The sequence below is a fragment of the Streptomyces sp. NPDC023527 genome, assembly GCF_055560115.1.
This window is the reverse complement of sequence record NZ_JBVHJJ010000003.1, coordinates 244,517-259,994: the sequence shown is the minus strand read 5'-3', so window position 1 is coordinate 259,994 and position 15,478 is coordinate 244,517. Positions and strand designations below refer to the sequence as shown.

The following is a 15,478-nucleotide window of genomic DNA, read 5'->3' as shown; positions in this document are numbered from 1 at the left end:
GGACACGGTCTGTCCTACATGACCTCTAAGGTCGTTGCTGTTCCCGAAAGTCCAGGAAAGGGCCACCGCCTGATGACCACCGCCTCTCCACCCGCCGCTGCCGCCGCGGACCGCCGTCGCTGGCTGGCGCTCGCGGTCGTGATGACCGCGTCCTTCATGGACCTGGTCGACGTCACGATCGTCAACATCGCGATGCCGAGCATCCAGCGCGACATCGGCGCCTCCTTCAGCGTCCTGCAGTGGCTCAGCGAGGGCTACGCGCTCGCGTTCGCCATCGGCCTGATCACGGGTGGACGCCTCGGTGACATCTACGGGCGCAAGAAGGTGTTCCTGCTCGGCATGGGCGGCTTCACGCTCGCCTCGATGCTCTGCGGCGTCGTCAGCGACCCGAAGCTCCTCGTCGCCGCCCGCGTACTACAGGGCCTGATGGGCGCGCTGATGGTGCCTCAGGTCCTCTCGATCATCCACGTCACCTTCCCCGCCCACGAGCGCGGCAAGGTCTTCGGGATGTTCGGCGCGGTCGTCGGCCTCGGCGCGGTCTCCGGGCCGCTGCTGGGCGCGCTGCTCACCCAGTGGAACCTCTTCGGCCTGGAGTGGCGGCCGATCTTCCTGATCAACCTCCCCGTCGGCATCGCCGGACTCATCCTCGGGCGGCGCTTCATCGCCGAGTCCAAGGCGCCCCAGGCGCTCAAGCTGGACCTGGTCGGGGTGGCCCTGGCCAGCGCCGGACTGCTGATGCTGCTCTACCCCCTCACCCAGGGCCGCGAGCACGACTGGCCGCTGTGGGGCTTCATATCCATGATCCTCGCGGTGCCGGTGTTCGGTGCCTTCGTCGCGTACGAGCACTACAAGACCCGCAAGGACGGCTCGCCGCTGGTCGAGCTGTCGCTGTTCAAGGTCAAGAGCTTCTCGGCCGGCATCGGCGTGCAGCTCACCTTCGGCATCGCGACCGGCATCTTCTTCCTGGTCTGGACGCTGTACATGCAGATCGGCCTGGGCTGGTCGGCGCTGCGCGCGGGCCTGACCGGCATCCCGTTCTCGCTGGCCGTCTCGACGGCCGCCGGCATGTCCGTGCAGAAGCTGGTGCCGAGGTTCGGCCGCAAGGTGCTCCAGGCCGGGGCGCTGGTGATGGCGGCCGGCGTGCTGATCTACATCTGGGAGGCCGACCGCTACGGCGCGGGCATAGCGTCCTGGCAGATGGCGCTGCCGCTGGTCGTGATGGGCGTGGGCATGGGCCTGATCGTCGCCCCGATCACGGACTCGGTGCTGTCGGAGGTGCCGCGTGAGCACGCCGGTTCCGCGTCCGGCCTGATCAACACCACCCAGCAGCTGGGCAACGCGCTCGGCCTGGGCCTGGTCTCGGTCGCCTTCTTCGGTGTCGTCGACGACGCGGACCCCCGGCGCCAGGCGCTGGCGGACATCTTCGGTGACGCCTTCACGCACGCGATGTGGTGGGTCGCGGGTGGTCTCGTGGTCGTCTTCGCGCTGCTGTTCCTGCTGCCGAAGCGTTCGCACCACGAGCGGCCGGCGGGCGAGGCCGTCGCCGCCGGTGAGCCGGAGCCGGAGAAGGAGCTCGCCGCGCGCTAGCGGGCGGCGGTGACGGTCACGGCCTGACCGGGCGTCACCCACCCGCCCCACCGCCGCACTCCGAGCCCCGTGCCGCCTGTCCTCCAGGCGGCACGGGGCTCTGTCGTACCCGCTTCCCTCCCCGCGCCGCGCCCGCCCGACGGGATTTGACGCACCGGTGATCTCTTCGCATCATTTCACTAACACGTTAGTGAAACGAGGGTGCGAATGATCGCATTCCGGATAGACCGGCGCAGCGGCGTCGCGACCTACCGACAACTCGTGCTCCAGGTCAGACAGGCCCTGCGCCTGGGCGTCCTGGAACCGGGGGACCGGCTCCCCACGGCGAAGGAGGTGGTCGCGGCCGTCGCGATCAACCCCAACACCGTGCTCCGGGCCTACCGGGAGCTGGAACGCGAGGGCCTGGTCGAGCCACGGCCGGGCCGGGGCACGTTCGTCACGCGCTCGCTGTCCCGGCCGGCGACGGCCGCCGACTCACCGCTGCGCGCGGAGGCCACCGCCTGGGTGGCCCGGGCCCGCGCGGCCGGGCTGGAGTGGGAGGACATCGCGGCACTCGCCGCCTCCGCGCTCGACGACCACTTCCCGGTGGACCGGCCCGTACTCCCGTCACCCCGCACACCGCAGCCCATGGAGGAAGACACGTGAGCGACCCGACCGCCTCGACGGCCCTGAGGGCGACAGGGCTCGGACGGAGGTTCCGCGGCGGCTGGGCGCTGCGGGACTGCGCCACGCTGATCGCGCTGACCTGCTGGGTGCTGCGCCGCCGAGTCGTCCTCTGACCGCCGCCGGGCGGAAACCCCGGCCTCCCCCCGCACGAGCTCAGACGGAGGTACCTCCCATGTCCTCGGCCAAGTCCCTGCTCAAGAACCGCGGCAATCTCAGCCACAAGATCCGTTACGCGGTGAGCAACCCGGCCCGTATCGCGCCCTATCTCAAGCGCACCGCGCGCGACAGCTGGCTCCGCATCAAGCACCCCGCCCATGTCGACTACTACCGCGCGGTCATGGCCTCCGACACCGCGCGCGACCCCGAGGCCGCCGTCGGCAGCCGCAGCCACGACCGGTGGCTCGCCCTGGGCGAGATGCAGTTCGACTACCTCAAGGAGCACGGCCTCGCCCCGCGCCACCGCATGCTCGACATCGGCTGCGGCAACCTGCGGGCGGGCCGGCTCTTCATCGACTACCTCGACACCGGCAACTACTACGGCATCGACATCTCGCCCGACATCCTCATCTCCGCCAAGCAGACCCTGACGAGCTACGGCCTCCAGGACAAGCTGCCCCATCTCACCATCACCAAGAACCTCACCCTCGACTTCCTCCCCGACGGGCACTTCGACGTCGTCCACGCGCACAGCGTCTTCTCGCACTCGCCGATCGACATCATCGACGAATGCCTGGCGCACGTCGGCCGGGTGCTCGCCCCCGGCGGCTTCTTCGACTTCACGTTCGACCGCACGGAGGGCGCCGAGCACCAAGTGCTGCGTGAGGACTTCTACTACCGCACCGGGACGCTGGTCGCCCTCGCCGAGAGGCACGGGCTGCGGGCGCGCTTCATGGAGGACTGGGAGAGGCGGCCGCACGGCCAGTCGAAGATCCGGGTGAGCGCGGCGGAGTGAGACCCTCGCTGCGTGAGCAGCGACGAGACCTCTCCCTCGCACGACGAAGCACACGTGGGCGGGCTCGGCCCCCGGCTGAACTGGCTGCGGGCCGCCGTCCTCGGTGCCAACGACGGCATCGTGTCCACCGCCGGCCTGGTCGTCGGCGTCGCCGGCGCCACGGACGCGCGCGGCACCCTCCTGACCGCCGGACTCGCCGGACTGCTGGCCGGGTCGATGTCGATGGCGGCGGGGGAGTACGTATCGGTGAGCACCCAGCGCGACTCCGAACGGGCCGCGCTGGCCCTGGAACGAGAAGAGCTCGCGGTCACCCCGCAGGCCGAACTCGACGAGCTCACCGGCCTGCTGGAAGCCAAGGGGATCACCCACGAGCTGGCCCGCGAGGTCGCCGAGCAGCTCACCGAACACGACGCGCTCCGCGCCCACGCCGAGGTCGAACTCGGCATCGACCCCGACGAACTCACCAACCCCTGGCACGCGGCCGGCGCGAGCTTCCTGGCCTTCACGGCGGGCGCGCTGCTGCCGCTGCTGGCGATCGTCCTGCCCCCCATGGCAGTCCGCCTGCCGGTCACCGTCGTGGCCGTCCTGGCCGCGCTGATCCTGTGCGGCTGGGGAAGCGCCCGCCTGGGCGACGCACCGCCGGGGCGGGCGATGCTGCGCAATGCGGGGGGTGGGGCGTTGGCGATGGCGGTGACGTATGGGGCGGGAGTGCTGCTGGGGGCGGCGGGGGTTTGATTTCCCCCCTACCCGCCCCTTCCCGAACCGGGGGCAAGCCCCCGGGCCCCCGTTGGCCTCAAACGCCGGCCGGGCTTGATCAGCCCGCCCACACCTACCCGTACAACCCCCCGTACGACGGAAACACCCCACCCGGCCCGTCCACACCCTCCGCCGCAAGCACCCCCTTCACCACCGCCCGAGTCACCACATCCGCCCCCGCCGCCAAGATCTCGTTGAGCGCCCCCGCCGCCAGCACCCCCGCGTCATCGAACGCATCCGAGGCCACCAGCGGCCGACCCCCCGTCGCCAACGCGAACACCGTGTCCCCGTCGTTCAACAAGTGCACAGGCCGCACCGCCCGAGCCAACCCGTCATGCGCCGTCCCGGCGAGCTTCTGCGCCTGGGCCCGCGTCAGCACCGCGTCCGTCGCGACCACCGCGAGCGTGGTGTTCAGTGGCGGCCGCACCGACGCGGCGGACCGTTCGGCCGACGCCCGTCGGGCCGCCGCCAGCGCGTCCCGCGCGGCCGCGTGCCGGTCCGGCTCCGGCACGTCGACGACGCCCTCGGCCAGCCGCCCGTACAGCGCACCGGTCGTCGGCTCCACCACCGAGCCCGCCGCGTTGACGACCGCCAGGGCCGCCACGGTCGTACCGGAGGGCAGTACTACGGAAGCCGAACCGACGCCGCCCTTGAGTCCCCCGGCCACCGCCCCCATGCCCGCACCGGCATTGCCGAGCGGAACGGGCGCCCCCTCCTCCGTACGAGCCGCCGCCTCGACCGCCTCGCGGCCCAGCGCGGCGCCGGGCCGGGCCCGCCAGTCGCCGCCGCGGCCGAGGTCGAACAGGGCCGCGGCCGGGACGACCGGCACGACCTGGGACGGATCCGGGCCCACCCGGAAGCCGCGCCCCGCCTCCTCCAGCCAGGCCACCACCCCCGACGCGGCGTCCAGGCCGAACGCGCTGCCGCCGGTGAGCACGACCGCCTCGACCCGCTGGACGAGGTTGCGCGGGTCGAGCGCGTCGGTCTCCCGCGTCCCCGGGCCGCCGCCGCGCACGTCCACGGCGGCCACGGCACCGCCGTCGCCGGTCAGCACCACGGTGGTACCGCTCAGGGCGCGGTCGCCGGTCAGCCGCGCGTGACCGACCCGCAGACCGGGGATGTCGGTGAGGGCGTCCCGGGGGCCGGGAACGGGACCGGGCGTGGTGGGAGCAGTCATGGGGGCATGGGTATCACGGCGGCCGCGAGCCGACGTCGCTTTGTCGCCAAGAGCGAGGGGATCGTGAAACCTCAGTCCTCCGCCGCGCTCCGCAGCAGCAACGCGACGCCCACCGCCACCGTCGCCAGCGCCACCAACCCCGTGGCCAGGACCGCCGAGCGGCCCGCGAACGTACAGGCCAGCACCGCCACGGACGAGACCGGCAGCACCAACTGCTGGGCCGGGCCCCGCTTGTGATGGCGGGAGTGGATCAGCCACACCGAGAACATGAACAGCGCCGTCGGCACCGTCACCGTGCACGCCGCCGCGAGCGCCGAGATGTGGGCCTTGCCGATCGTCTCCTCGATCGCCACCTCGATGCCCGCGCCCACGGCGGCCGCCGAGCCGAAGACCAGATAGTGGCCGTAACCCCACAGGAACGCCTGCCGGTTGGAGGCCAGGTGCAGATGGATGGGCACGGCGAAGTAGATCCAGTACGCGGCGAAGATGATCAGCAGCCCGCCGGCGGCGATCGGCAGCAGCGAACCCAGCGCCTCGTCCTCGTCCAGCGCCGACTGGACGGCGGTGGTGGCCGCCAGGATGGTCTCGCCGAGCACGATGATGGTGAACAGCCCGTACCGCTCCGCGATGTGGTGCGGATGCCAGCCCGTCTGATGGCGGCGCTCGGCGACGGCCGGGACCGCCATCTCGACGACCGCCATCGCCAGGAACAGCCACGGCTTGGCGTGATCGGGCAGGAAGAGCACGCCCAGCCAGCCGACCTGGCACAGGCTGACCCCGGCCGCGTACAGCAGCGCCGTGCGCCGCTCCTCGCCCGTCGACGACCGCGCCGCCCGCAGCCACTGCGTCACCAGCGCCAGCCGCATGACCAGATAGCCGAACCAGACCACCGCGAAGTCGCTGTGCTCGAACGCCCGCGGCACACCGGCCGCGAGGATCAGTACCCCGGCCATCTGGACGAGCGTCACCACGCGGTAGGGCACGTCGTCGGTGTCGTAGGCGGAGGAGAACCACGAGAAGTTGACCCACGACCACCACACGGCGAAGAACATCATCAGATAGCCGGGCACACCGTGCTCCGGATGCCCCTCGGCGAGCGCGTGCACCAGCTGCCGGCCCGCCTGCGCCACCGCCACCACGAAGCACAGGTCGAAGAAGAGCTCCAGCGGTGTCGCGGCGCGGTGCTCCTCGTCGCGTCCGCGCTCGGTCATCCTGCGCAGCACGCCGGACCGGGCGCGGGGTGCGTCCTCGCTCATAGGGCGATTCTCACCGCGCACGACGCCGCCCGCGCGCGGAGGCGATCAGCGGAGGGAGCCGGGGCCTGCCCGTACTCTTGAGGCATGAGTACCGTCCCCGAGCCCGCGCCGCGGCCGCGCCCCGCCGCCCTGATCTTCGACGATCCGCTGTCGCAGCAGTCCGCGGACGACACCGACCGCGGCTGGGGCGACCGGCCGGGCAACGGCGAGAGCGCGGGCGCAGACCTGGCCCGCTTCCTGGACGAGAAGCCGCCGCATCACGTGTGAAGGACGGGCTGGAATTCCAGCCCGTCCGGCGTTCGAAGACCGGGGCCCGGGGCGGAGCCCCGGCACTCACCTCTGCGCCGGCACCGCGTCGGCCCCCGGCCCCCGCCGCTGCTCCACGAGCGCATCGCGGATCTGAGTGAGCAACTCCAGCTCCGTCTCCTTCGCCGGGGTGGCCGGCGTGCGCGCCGCCTGGCGGTCCTGCCAGCGCTTCATCGGCAGCAGCATCAGGAAGTAGACGACCGCCGCCGTGATCACGAAGGTGAGCGTCGCGCTGAGCACCGAGCCCCACTGGATGAAGACGCCGTCGGTCACCACGCCGGCCTTGTTCCGGGCGCAGGGGCCCTTCAGGCAGGACGCGTAGTGATCGAGGTCCTTGGTGCCGAAGGCGCCGACGACCGGATTGATCACGCCCTTGACCACGGAGTTCACGATGTTCGTGAACGCGGCTCCGATGACGACGGCGACCGCGAGGTCGATGACGTTGCCCCGCATCAGGAACGCCTTGAAGCCCCCGAGGACGCCTGTCTTCTTCTCGCCCACCGCACTCACCGAACAGCCTTTCTGTCTTCGCCCACCCGGAACAGCAGATTCCGGGACGTCCGGGAGATTTTGCCAGCTCCGCCGATTCCGCGCGGCCGCCCCGTTCCGTCCGAGCCGCTAAGGCAGCTGGATACCCAGGTCCCCGCCCGTGTGCACCCCCGCGCACAGGCAGTCCCGCGCGTCGGCCTCCGGCAGCGCGCACACCGCCGCGAAGAGCACGTCGCGCAGCCTGCCCACGTTCTGCGCGAAGACGCGCATCACTTCCTCATGGGAGACGCCCTCGCCCGTCTCGGCGCCCGCGTCCAGGTCCGTGACCAGCGCCATCGAGGTGTAGCAGAGGCCCAGCTCGCGGGCGAGCACCGCCTCGGGGTGCCCGGTCATACCGACCACCGACCAGCCCTGGGCGGCGTGCCAGCGCGATTCGGCGCGCGTGGAGAAGCGCGGCCCCTCGATGACCACCATCGTGCCGCCGTCCACCACCGGCTCCCAGCCGTGCCCGCGCGCCACCGCGACGGCCACGCCGCGGCCGACGGGGCAGTAGGGGTCGGCGAAGGTCGTGTGCACGACGTTCGGGACCGTACCGTCGGCCAGCGGCTCGCCGTCGAAGAAGGTCTGCGCACGCGCCTTCGTACGGTCCACCAGCTGGTCCGGTACGAGCAGCGTCCCCGGCCCGTACTCCGGCCGCAGCCCGCCCACCGCGCACGGGCCCAGCACCTGCCGTACGCCCACCGACCGCAGCGCCCAGAGGTTGGCCCGGTAGTTGATGCGGTGCGGCGGGAGGGTGTGGCCGCGACCGTGGCGCGGGAGGAAGGCGACCTTGCGGCCGGCCAGCTCGCCGACGAAGAGCGAATCGCTCGGCGCCCCGTAGGGCGTCTTCACCGTGATCTCGGTCACGTCGTCCAGGAAGGAGTAGAACCCGGATCCACCGATCACGCCTATGTCCGCACGCACCGTGCCCAATTCGACCATGACGCCCACCCTAGTGGCGGCCCCGCACGCGAAGGAGCCCGCCGCCTCTCGGGGAGAGGCGGCGGGCTCCGGTGCGCTGGGGTCGCCGGGCCGTCAGGCGGCCGACGAGGTGCTGCTCGACGTCGTCGAGGAGCTCGACGACGAAGCGGGGGAGGTCGTCGTGGACGACGAGGAGGACGCGGACGAGTCCGAGCCGCTCTTCGACGTGGACGGGCTCGCCGCCTTCGCCGGGCTGCTGCTGGACGACGCGCCACGGCTGTCGTTGCGGTAGAAGCCGGAGCCCTTGAAGACGATGCCGACCGCGGAGAACACCTTCTTCAGGCGTCCGTCACAGCTCGGGCAAACGGTCAGGGCGTCATCGGTGAACTTCTGCACCGCCTCGAGGCCCTCGCCGCACTCGGTGCACTGGTACTGGTAAGTCGGCACTTGCTCCTCCTGGCACTCTCACTCATTGAGTGCTAACGACGATCCATAGTGCAGCATTCCCGGCCGTCAGTCCACCGGGACGGGCTCGCGGTGACCGACCCCACGCGCCGCGATCCGCGACTCGCTCCTGGGCGTGAGCGCCTTGCGCAGCGTCAGCAGGACCACCGCGGCCGCCGCCGTGCCCACCAGGGGCACCAGGAATCCGGTGCTCGCGGTGTGGCCGTCGATCAACTTGCCGCCGATCGCGGCGCCCGCCGCCTGACCGAGACCGACCGAGCCGGTCAGCCAGGTGAACGCCTCGGTGCGGGCGCTCGCCGGGACGAGCTTCTCCACCAGCGTGTAGCCGGTGATCAGCGCCGGGGCGATGCACAGGCCGACGAGCAGGCCGAGCCCGCCCAGGACCGGCAGCGCGTGGGCCGCCCACAGCGGGCTGGTGGCCAGCACCAGCAGCGGGTAGGCGATCAGCAGCCGGCGCTGCGGGGTCACCCGCCAGGCGATGGCACCGCAGACCAGGCCCGCGATCATGTTTCCGGCCGCGAACGTTCCGTACATCAGACCGTTGAGACCCGGCTCGCCGAGCTCCTTGGTGAAGGCGGTCATCGACACCTGCATGCCGCCGAAGACGGCGCCGATGCCGAGGAAGGCGACGGCCAGCACCCGGACACCGGGCACGGACAGCGCCGACGCGCTCTTCTCGTGGCCGCCGGACGCCGTCCGGCTCGGCTCGGGCTGGGTGCGCCGCTGGGCGGCGAACAGCAGACCGCCGACGAGCGTGAGCACCGCCTCGGTGACCAGACCGGCCGCCGGGTGAACGCTCGTGCACAGCGCGGTGGCCAGCACCGGACCGATCACGAACGTGAACTCGTCGGTGACCGACTCGAAGGCCGCCGCCGTCGTCATCAGCGGCGAGCCCTCCAGCTTCGCCGCCCAGCGGGCCCGCACCATGGGGCCGACCTGGGGCGTCGAGGCACCGGCGGGCACCGCCGCGACGAAGAGCGCCCACAGCGGAGCGTCCGCCAGTGCCAGGGTGATCAGCAGGGAGATCGCCGCGGCGTGCACGACCACACCGGGCACCAGGACCCTGCTCTGCCCGAAGCGGTCGGCGAGCTTGCCGCTCTGCGGGGCGAAGAGCGCCATGGCGACGCCCGCCGTCGCGGAGACGGCGCCGGCGATGCCGTACGAGTCGGTGGTGTGCTCGACCAGCAGCAGGATGCCGATGGTCAGCATCGCGAACGGCTGCCGGGCCAGAAAGCCGGGGAGCAGGAACGTCCAGGCGCCTCGAGTGCGCAGCAACTGTCCGTATCCGGGGCGTGCCCCGGTGCGGTCGTTGACCGTGGATGCCACGGCCTGGGCCTTTCCGCCGCCTGGTAGCGCACTCCAGACGGGATCGCCGCACGGAGCGCGCCGAGAGCTGTCCTCTCGCGCAGGACCGTGGTAGATGCCGAGCGGGCCGCCTTGTGTTGCGCGACCGCGGCCGCCGTGCGGTCGCGCCAGCCCTGCATCAGGCAGAGTTGGTTCGGTAGTGAAGATTTACTGAAGTTTTCGACTGTAAATAGATTACGTCTCTCTTATCGTACCCGTAGTACCCAGCCAGCCCGCAAGCTTTCCGCCCTCGCCGACCGCGCGCAGCCGTTTCTCCGCCGCGTCGCGCACCGGGTCGGTGGCCACCACCAGCAGCTCGTCGCCCTTGGCCAGCACGGTCGTGGGCGCCGGGACGAAGCTCTTCCCGCCCCGTACGACCAGGGTGACCGCGGCCCCGCCGGGCAGCCTCAGCTCGCCGACCTCCACGCCGTGCATCTTCGACCCCTCGGGGATCGCCACCGACAGCAGATGGCCGCGCAGCCGCTCCAGCGGCGCGGACTCGATGCCCAGGTCCTCCGGCTCGCTGTCGCCCAGCCGCAGCCGCCTGGCCAGCCAGGGCAGCGTCGGGCCCTGCACCAGGGTGTAGACGATCACCAGCACGAAGACGATGTTGAAGATCCGGCGGCTGTCGTTGACCTCGGCCACCATCGGGATGGTGGCCAGCACGATCGGGACGGCGCCGCGCAGCCCGGCCCAGGAGAGCAGGGTGTTCTCCTGCCAGGTCGTACGGAACGGCGCGGTGCTCAGGAACACCGACAGCGGGCGGGCCACCATGGTCAGCACCAGGCCGACGACGAGCGCGGGGACGATGTCGTCGCCCAGCTCGTGCGGGGTGACCAGCAGGCCGAGCAGGACGAACATGCCGATCTGCGCGATCCAGCCGAGCCCCTCGGCGAAGCCGCGGGTGGCCGGATAGTGCGGCAGCTTGGCGTTGCCCAGGATCAGCGCGGCCAGATAGACGGCCAGGAAGCCGGAACCGTGCGCGAGCGCGCCACCGGCGTAGGCGGCGGTGGCGATGGCCATCACGGCGATCGGATAGAGGCCGGAGGCGGGCAGCGCCACATGTCGCAGTCCGTACGCGCCGAGGAAGCCGACCGTGAGGCCGATGGCCGCGCCGATCGCCAGCTCCAGGGCGATCTTCCCGACGAGCACGTACCAGTGGTCGACCGGACCGGCCGCGGAGAACGCGACGACGAGGATGACGACGGGGGCGTCGTTGAAGCCGGACTCCGCCTCCAGGACACCGGTCAGGCGGGAGGGGAGCGGCACGTTCCGCAGTACGGAGAAGACGGCCGCCGCGTCGGTGGAGGAGACCACGGCACCGATGATCAGCGCCTGGCGCCACTCGACGCCGGCCAGGTAGTGCGCGGCCGCGGCGGTGATGCCCACGCTGAGGGCGACGCCGACGGTGGAGAGCACGGCCGCGGCGGGAAGGGCGGGCTTGATCTCGTGCCACTTCGTGCCGAGGCCGCCCTCGGCGAGGATCACCACGAGCGCGGCATAGCCGATCGTCTGGGTGAGCCCGACGTCGTTGAAGGAGACACCGATGCCGTCCTGGCCGATGGCGACGCCGATGCCGAGATAGATGAGCAGGCTGGGGAGCCCGCTGCGCGAGGAGACCCGCACCGCCGCCACCGCGACGAGCAGTACGAGAGAGCAGATCAGCAGGAGTTCGTTGAGGTGGTGGACAGTCAGGGGCCGGTCCCTTCACGAGTCTTTCCACGGATATCGGCCGAAACGTTCCTTCAACCGACCGGAACTTCATTTCCTAACCTAATATTTTACGGGTTCTTGACGCGTGATCGTCGCCACAGGGACTGATCGCGATTCATGTCACTGTGCCGGTCCGACTCCGCGTCCGGGCGTCCGGTGCCCTGCGCCTATGGTTGCTTCAGCACTCCAGGACCACCCTGCCCCTCTAAGGACAGCGATGCCCGCCAACAAGTCCGGCCCTTCCGGCAAGAAGAAGACCGGTAAGAAGAAAGGCCGACGCGCCCGGCTGCTCGTCGTCACCGTCGTGCTGCTGCTCGTGGCGGGCGTCGGCTTCGGCGCGTACTGGAGCGTCAGTACCGTCCGCGCCTCGTTCCCGGAGACCAGCGGCACCCTTGAACTCAAGGGCCTGTCCGGCCCCGTCAAGGTCGCCCGCGACTCCCACGGCGTCCCGCAGATCTACGCGGACTCCGCCGAGGACCTCTTCCGCGCCCAGGGCTTCGTCCAGGCGCAGGACCGCTTCTGGGAGATGGACGTCCGCCGGCACCTGACCGCGGGCCGCCTCTCCGAGATGTTCGGCGACGGGCAGGTGGAGACCGACGCCTTCGTACGGACCATGGGCTGGCGGAAGGTCGCGCAGGAGGAGTACGACACCAAGCTCTCCGCGGCCACCAAGAAAAACCTCCAGGCGTACTCCGACGGGGTCAACGCCTACCTCAAGGACCATCAGGGCAAGTCGCTGTCCGTCGAGTACGCGGCCCTGGAGTTCGAGAACGACTACAAGCCCGAGAAGTGGACCCCGGTCGACTCCGTCGCCTGGCTCAAGGCCATGGCCTGGGACCTGCGCGGCAACATGCAGAACGAGATCGACCGCTCGCTCGCGTCCACCCGGCTGAACCCCAAGCAGGTCGACCAGCTCTACCCCGCCTACCCCTACGACCGGAACAAGCCGATCGTCGAGGGCGGCGCCGTCGACCCCGCCACCAAGTCCTTCGACCCCAAGGCCACGCCGACCACCGGTCAGCAGGGCGGCCAGGCGGGCACCACGGGCCCGGGCGGCACGGCGAACCCGGGCGCGCCCGGCGGCACCGCCAACAACGGTGCGGGCAACACCGGCGCGGGCAACAACGCGAACGGCAACGCGGCCACCGGCGGCGGCGCCGGAGCGGCGGGCGGCCTGCGCACCGGGCTGGCCTCCCTGTCGAGCACGCTCGAGAAGATGCCGGCCCTGCTCGGCCCCGCCGGCAACGGCATCGGCTCCAACTCCTGGGTCGTCTCCGGCAAGTACACGACCACCGGTCAGCCGCTGCTCGCCAACGACCCGCACCTCGCCCCGCAGATGCCCTCGCTCTGGTACCAGATGGGCCTGCACTGCAACAAGGCCAGCGCGGCGTGCCCCTACAACGTGGCCGGTTACACCTTCGCGGGCATGCCCGGCGTGGTCATCGGCCACAACCAGGACATCGCCTGGGGCATGACCAACCTCGGCGCCGACGTCTCCGACCTGTACCTGGAGAAGGTCACCGCCGACAGCTACCTCTACGACAACAAGCAGGTCCCCTTCGCCACCCGCAAGGAGACCATCAAGGTCGCCGGCGGCAAGGACCGCACCCTCACCGTCCGCGCCACCCGCAACGGGCCCGTGGTCTCCGACCGCAACGACGAGCTGGCCAAGGTCGGCCAGGACGCGCCCGTCCAGGACCCCGCGCCCGACCGCGCCGAGGGCTACGCCGTCTCGCTGCGCTGGACCGCGCTCGACGCGGGCAAGACCATGGACGCCCTGCTGGAGCTGAACCGGGCGACCGACTTCGCGCAGTTCCGCAAGGCCGCCGCCGGCTTCGAGGTGCCCTCGCAGAACCTGATCTACGCCGACACCAAGGGCCACATCGGCTACCAGGCGCCCGGCCGCATCCCCGTCCGCAAGGGCGACGGCCGCATGCCCGCGCCCGGCTGGGACCCGGCCTACCGGTGGACCGGCTGGATCCCGCAGGGCGAGCTGCCCTGGGACTACGACCCCAAGCGCGGCTACATCGTCACCGCGAACCAGGCCGTCGCCGACAAGAAGTCCGCCCCGGCGCTGACCGGTGACTGGGGCTACGGAGCCCGCAGCCAGCGCATCAACGAGCTCATCCAGTCGAAGATCAAGGACGGGGGCAAGATCTCGACGGATGACATGCAGAAGATGCAGATGGACAACACCAGCGAGATCGCCAAGCTGCTGACGCCCTACCTGCGCAAGATCGACATCAAGGGCTCCAACGAGCGCGAGACGAAGTACGTCCGCGAGGCCCAGAAACTCCTCCAGGACTGGGACTACACCCAGGAGGCCGACTCGGCCGCCGCCGCGTACTTCAACGCCGTCTGGCGCAACACCCTCAAGCTGGCCTTCGGCAACAAGCTGCCCAAGGAGCTGCGGGTCAAGGGCCAGTGCCTGCGGGTCCGCCCGGCCAACGACTCCGGCCCCCAGGAGGACCTCGACGGCAGCACCCGCCTCGTCACCGAGTGCGGCGAGCGGGACGCGGACGCCGCGCAGCCCGACGGCGGCGACCGCTGGTTCGAGGTCGTCCGCTCCATCCTCGACAAGCCCCAGGACGAGTGGTGGAAGACCGGCGGCCGCAACGGCGCCAACAACCGTGACGAGCTGCTGGCCCTGGCCATGAAGGACGCCCGCTGGGAGCTGACGTCCAAGCTCGGCAAGGACGTCGACTCCTGGAGCTGGGGCCGGCTGCACCAGCTGACCCTGAAGAACCAGACCCTCGGCAAGGAGGGCCCCGGCATCGTCCGCTGGATGCTCAACCGGGGCCCCTGGAACCTCGCGGGCGGCGAGGCCGCGGTCAACGCCGCCGGCTGGAACGCGGCGGGTGGCTACGACGTCATCTGGGTCCCGTCCATGCGCATGGTCGTCAACCTCGGTGACCTCGACAAGTCCCGCTGGATCAACCTCACGGGCGCGTCCGGTCACGCGTACAACGCGCACTACTACGACCAGACGGACAAGTGGGCGAAGGGCGAGCTCCTGCCGTGGGCTTTCAGCCCGAGCGCGGTCAAGAAGGGCACGGACGCGGAGCTGACGCTGAAGCCGTAGCGATTCCCGGCGGACGGGCTGGTTTTCAGCCCGTCCGGCGATCGAGGACCGGGGTCCGGGGCGGAGCCCCGGTCACGGCGCGAAGCGCCGTACTCCACCAGGCGTGACCGCCACCTGAACGGGGTGGTCGTGCGGTTCCACCGGAACCCGCGCGACCACCTCGTTGTCGTAGAGCAGAACGACCCGCGCGGGCGCCGCCCCGGCGCGATCGAGCCGGGCCAGCACCCGGTCGTACGACCCCCCGCCCCTCCCCAGCCGCATCCCGCGCTCGTCCACCGCCAGCCCAGGCAGAAGCACCGCGTCGGCCGCGGTCACGGCCGAGACCCCCAGCCGCTCCCCGTCCGGCTCCAGCAGCCCCCGGGACGCCCGTACGAGACGATCCGGTCCGTCATAGACGCCCCAGTCGAGATCGTTGTCCGAAAGCAACACCGGAAGGAGTACGCGCACGCCGCGCGCACGCAGCGCGTCGAGCAGCGCGCGCGTGGCCGGCTCGCGCCCCACCGAGACATACGCGGCCACCGTTCCGGCCTCCGTGAGCTCCGGCAGTTCCAGGGCCCGCCGGGTGAGCGCCGCACCCGCCACCGCCACGTCATCCGCGGTCAACCCGGCCCTCACCGCAAGGAGACCGTTCCGCAACTCACCCTTGGTACCGTCGTACTTGATCACTGTTCGTACAAACTCCATGTCTCGGGTCATACTCGGTGGAGCCTCATCTTCAGCCCAAT

The 15,478-nt window shown here is 71.0% G+C and carries 15 protein-coding genes; 7 read left to right on the top strand and 8 right to left on the bottom strand.

Annotated features, from left to right (window positions below; genetic code table 11):
- The first annotated feature begins 72 nt into the window (after window positions 1-72).
- The 5 genes from ACZ303_RS08165 to ACZ303_RS08145 all read left to right on the top strand — a co-directional run bounded on the left by ACZ303_RS08165 (window position 73) and on the right by ACZ303_RS08145 (window position 3,940).
- Window positions 73-1,587 carry an MFS transporter gene (locus ACZ303_RS08165; RefSeq protein ID WP_467336317.1) on the top strand — a complete coding sequence of 505 codons (1,515 nt, stop codon included), beginning with the start codon at window positions 73-75 and terminating at the stop codon, window positions 1,585-1,587.
- A gap of 207 nt (window positions 1,588-1,794) precedes the next feature.
- Window positions 1,795-2,232 (top strand): GntR family transcriptional regulator, encoded by a 438-nt coding sequence (locus tag ACZ303_RS08160; protein WP_467336315.1) that lies wholly within the window; start codon window positions 1,795-1,797, stop codon window positions 2,230-2,232.
- Window positions 2,229-2,366 (top strand): hypothetical protein, encoded by a 138-nt coding sequence (locus ACZ303_RS08155; protein WP_467336313.1) that lies wholly within the window; start codon window positions 2,229-2,231, stop codon window positions 2,364-2,366. Before ACZ303_RS08160 ends, ACZ303_RS08155 begins: the two co-directional genes overlap by 4 nt.
- Window positions 2,367-2,425: 59 nt before the next feature.
- Entirely contained in the window at window positions 2,426-3,205 is a 780-nt protein-coding gene (locus ACZ303_RS08150) for a class I SAM-dependent methyltransferase (RefSeq protein ID WP_467336311.1), read from the top strand.
- A 12-nt stretch (window positions 3,206-3,217) separates the two neighbouring features.
- Entirely contained in the window at window positions 3,218-3,940 is a 723-nt protein-coding gene (locus ACZ303_RS08145) for a VIT1/CCC1 transporter family protein (RefSeq protein ID WP_467336309.1), read from the top strand.
- Window positions 3,941-4,034: 94 nt separating this feature from the next.
- Here the strand turns inward: ACZ303_RS08145 and ACZ303_RS08140 are convergent, their stop codons facing one another.
- Together ACZ303_RS08140 and ACZ303_RS08135 are read right to left on the bottom strand one after the other, a co-directional pair.
- Complete coding sequence (locus ACZ303_RS08140) at window positions 4,035-5,138, bottom strand: P1 family peptidase (protein WP_467336307.1); 1,104 nt, start codon at window positions 5,136-5,138, stop codon at window positions 4,035-4,037.
- 71 nt (window positions 5,139-5,209) lie between these two features.
- Window positions 5,210-6,394, bottom strand: a complete 1,185-nt coding sequence (locus tag ACZ303_RS08135; RefSeq protein WP_467336305.1) for a low temperature requirement protein A — start codon at window positions 6,392-6,394, stop codon at window positions 5,210-5,212.
- 84 nt (window positions 6,395-6,478) lie between these two features.
- Between ACZ303_RS08135 and ACZ303_RS08130 the strand changes: the two genes are divergently transcribed.
- Window positions 6,479-6,661: a hypothetical protein gene (locus ACZ303_RS08130; RefSeq protein ID WP_467336303.1), complete on the top strand. Its 183-nt coding sequence runs from the start codon at window positions 6,479-6,481 to the stop codon at window positions 6,659-6,661.
- Window positions 6,662-6,727: 66 nt separating this feature from the next.
- Here ACZ303_RS08130 and mscL read toward each other — a convergent pair whose 3' ends face one another.
- From mscL to ACZ303_RS08105, 5 genes are all read right to left on the bottom strand, one after another.
- Window positions 6,728-7,201 carry a large conductance mechanosensitive channel protein MscL gene (mscL, locus tag ACZ303_RS08125; RefSeq protein ID WP_467336301.1) on the bottom strand — a complete coding sequence of 158 codons (474 nt, stop codon included), beginning with the start codon at window positions 7,199-7,201 and terminating at the stop codon, window positions 6,728-6,730.
- Window positions 7,202-7,318: 117 nt separating this feature from the next.
- On the bottom strand, window positions 7,319-8,170 hold the full coding sequence (locus ACZ303_RS08120; protein WP_467336299.1) for an S-methyl-5'-thioadenosine phosphorylase: 852 nt from the start codon (window positions 8,168-8,170) through the stop codon (window positions 7,319-7,321).
- A gap of 93 nt (window positions 8,171-8,263) precedes the next feature.
- Window positions 8,264-8,596 (bottom strand): FmdB family zinc ribbon protein, encoded by a 333-nt coding sequence (locus ACZ303_RS08115; RefSeq protein ID WP_467336297.1) that lies wholly within the window; start codon window positions 8,594-8,596, stop codon window positions 8,264-8,266.
- A gap of 66 nt (window positions 8,597-8,662) precedes the next feature.
- Complete coding sequence (locus tag ACZ303_RS08110; protein ID WP_467336295.1) at window positions 8,663-9,940, bottom strand: MFS transporter; 1,278 nt, start codon at window positions 9,938-9,940, stop codon at window positions 8,663-8,665.
- A 213-nt stretch (window positions 9,941-10,153) separates the two neighbouring features.
- Entirely contained in the window at window positions 10,154-11,653 is a 1,500-nt protein-coding gene (locus ACZ303_RS08105; protein ID WP_467336691.1) for a potassium/proton antiporter, read from the bottom strand.
- Window positions 11,654-11,888: 235 nt separating this feature from the next.
- Here ACZ303_RS08105 and ACZ303_RS08100 point away from each other — a divergent pair, with 235 nt between their 5' ends.
- Complete coding sequence (locus ACZ303_RS08100) at window positions 11,889-14,753, top strand: penicillin acylase family protein (protein ID WP_467336293.1); 2,865 nt, start codon at window positions 11,889-11,891, stop codon at window positions 14,751-14,753.
- A gap of 72 nt (window positions 14,754-14,825) precedes the next feature.
- On the opposite strand, the gene ACZ303_RS08095 is transcribed toward ACZ303_RS08100, so the two are convergent.
- A complete protein-coding gene (locus tag ACZ303_RS08095) occupies window positions 14,826-15,419 on the bottom strand; it encodes a 5-formyltetrahydrofolate cyclo-ligase (protein WP_467336291.1) in 594 nt (197 codons plus the stop codon).
- Window positions 15,420-15,478: the final 59 nt, after the last annotated feature.

Coding starts and splice junctions, on each gene's coding strand:
- ACZ303_RS08165 (WP_467336317.1), top strand. CDS start 73: ATGACCACCGCCTCTCCACCCGCCGCTGCCGCCGCGGACCGCCGTCGC.
- ACZ303_RS08160 (WP_467336315.1), top strand. CDS start 1,795: ATGATCGCATTCCGGATAGACCGGCGCAGCGGCGTCGCGACCTACCGA.
- ACZ303_RS08150 (WP_467336311.1), top strand. CDS start 2,426: ATGTCCTCGGCCAAGTCCCTGCTCAAGAACCGCGGCAATCTCAGCCAC.
- ACZ303_RS08140 (WP_467336307.1), bottom strand. CDS start 5,138: ATGACTGCTCCCACCACGCCCGGTCCCGTTCCCGGCCCCCGGGACGCC.
- ACZ303_RS08135 (WP_467336305.1), bottom strand. CDS start 6,394: ATGAGCGAGGACGCACCCCGCGCCCGGTCCGGCGTGCTGCGCAGGATG.
- ACZ303_RS08130 (WP_467336303.1), top strand. CDS start 6,479: ATGAGTACCGTCCCCGAGCCCGCGCCGCGGCCGCGCCCCGCCGCCCTG.
- ACZ303_RS08120 (WP_467336299.1), bottom strand. CDS start 8,170: ATGGTCGAATTGGGCACGGTGCGTGCGGACATAGGCGTGATCGGTGGA.
- ACZ303_RS08100 (WP_467336293.1), top strand. CDS start 11,889: ATGCCCGCCAACAAGTCCGGCCCTTCCGGCAAGAAGAAGACCGGTAAG.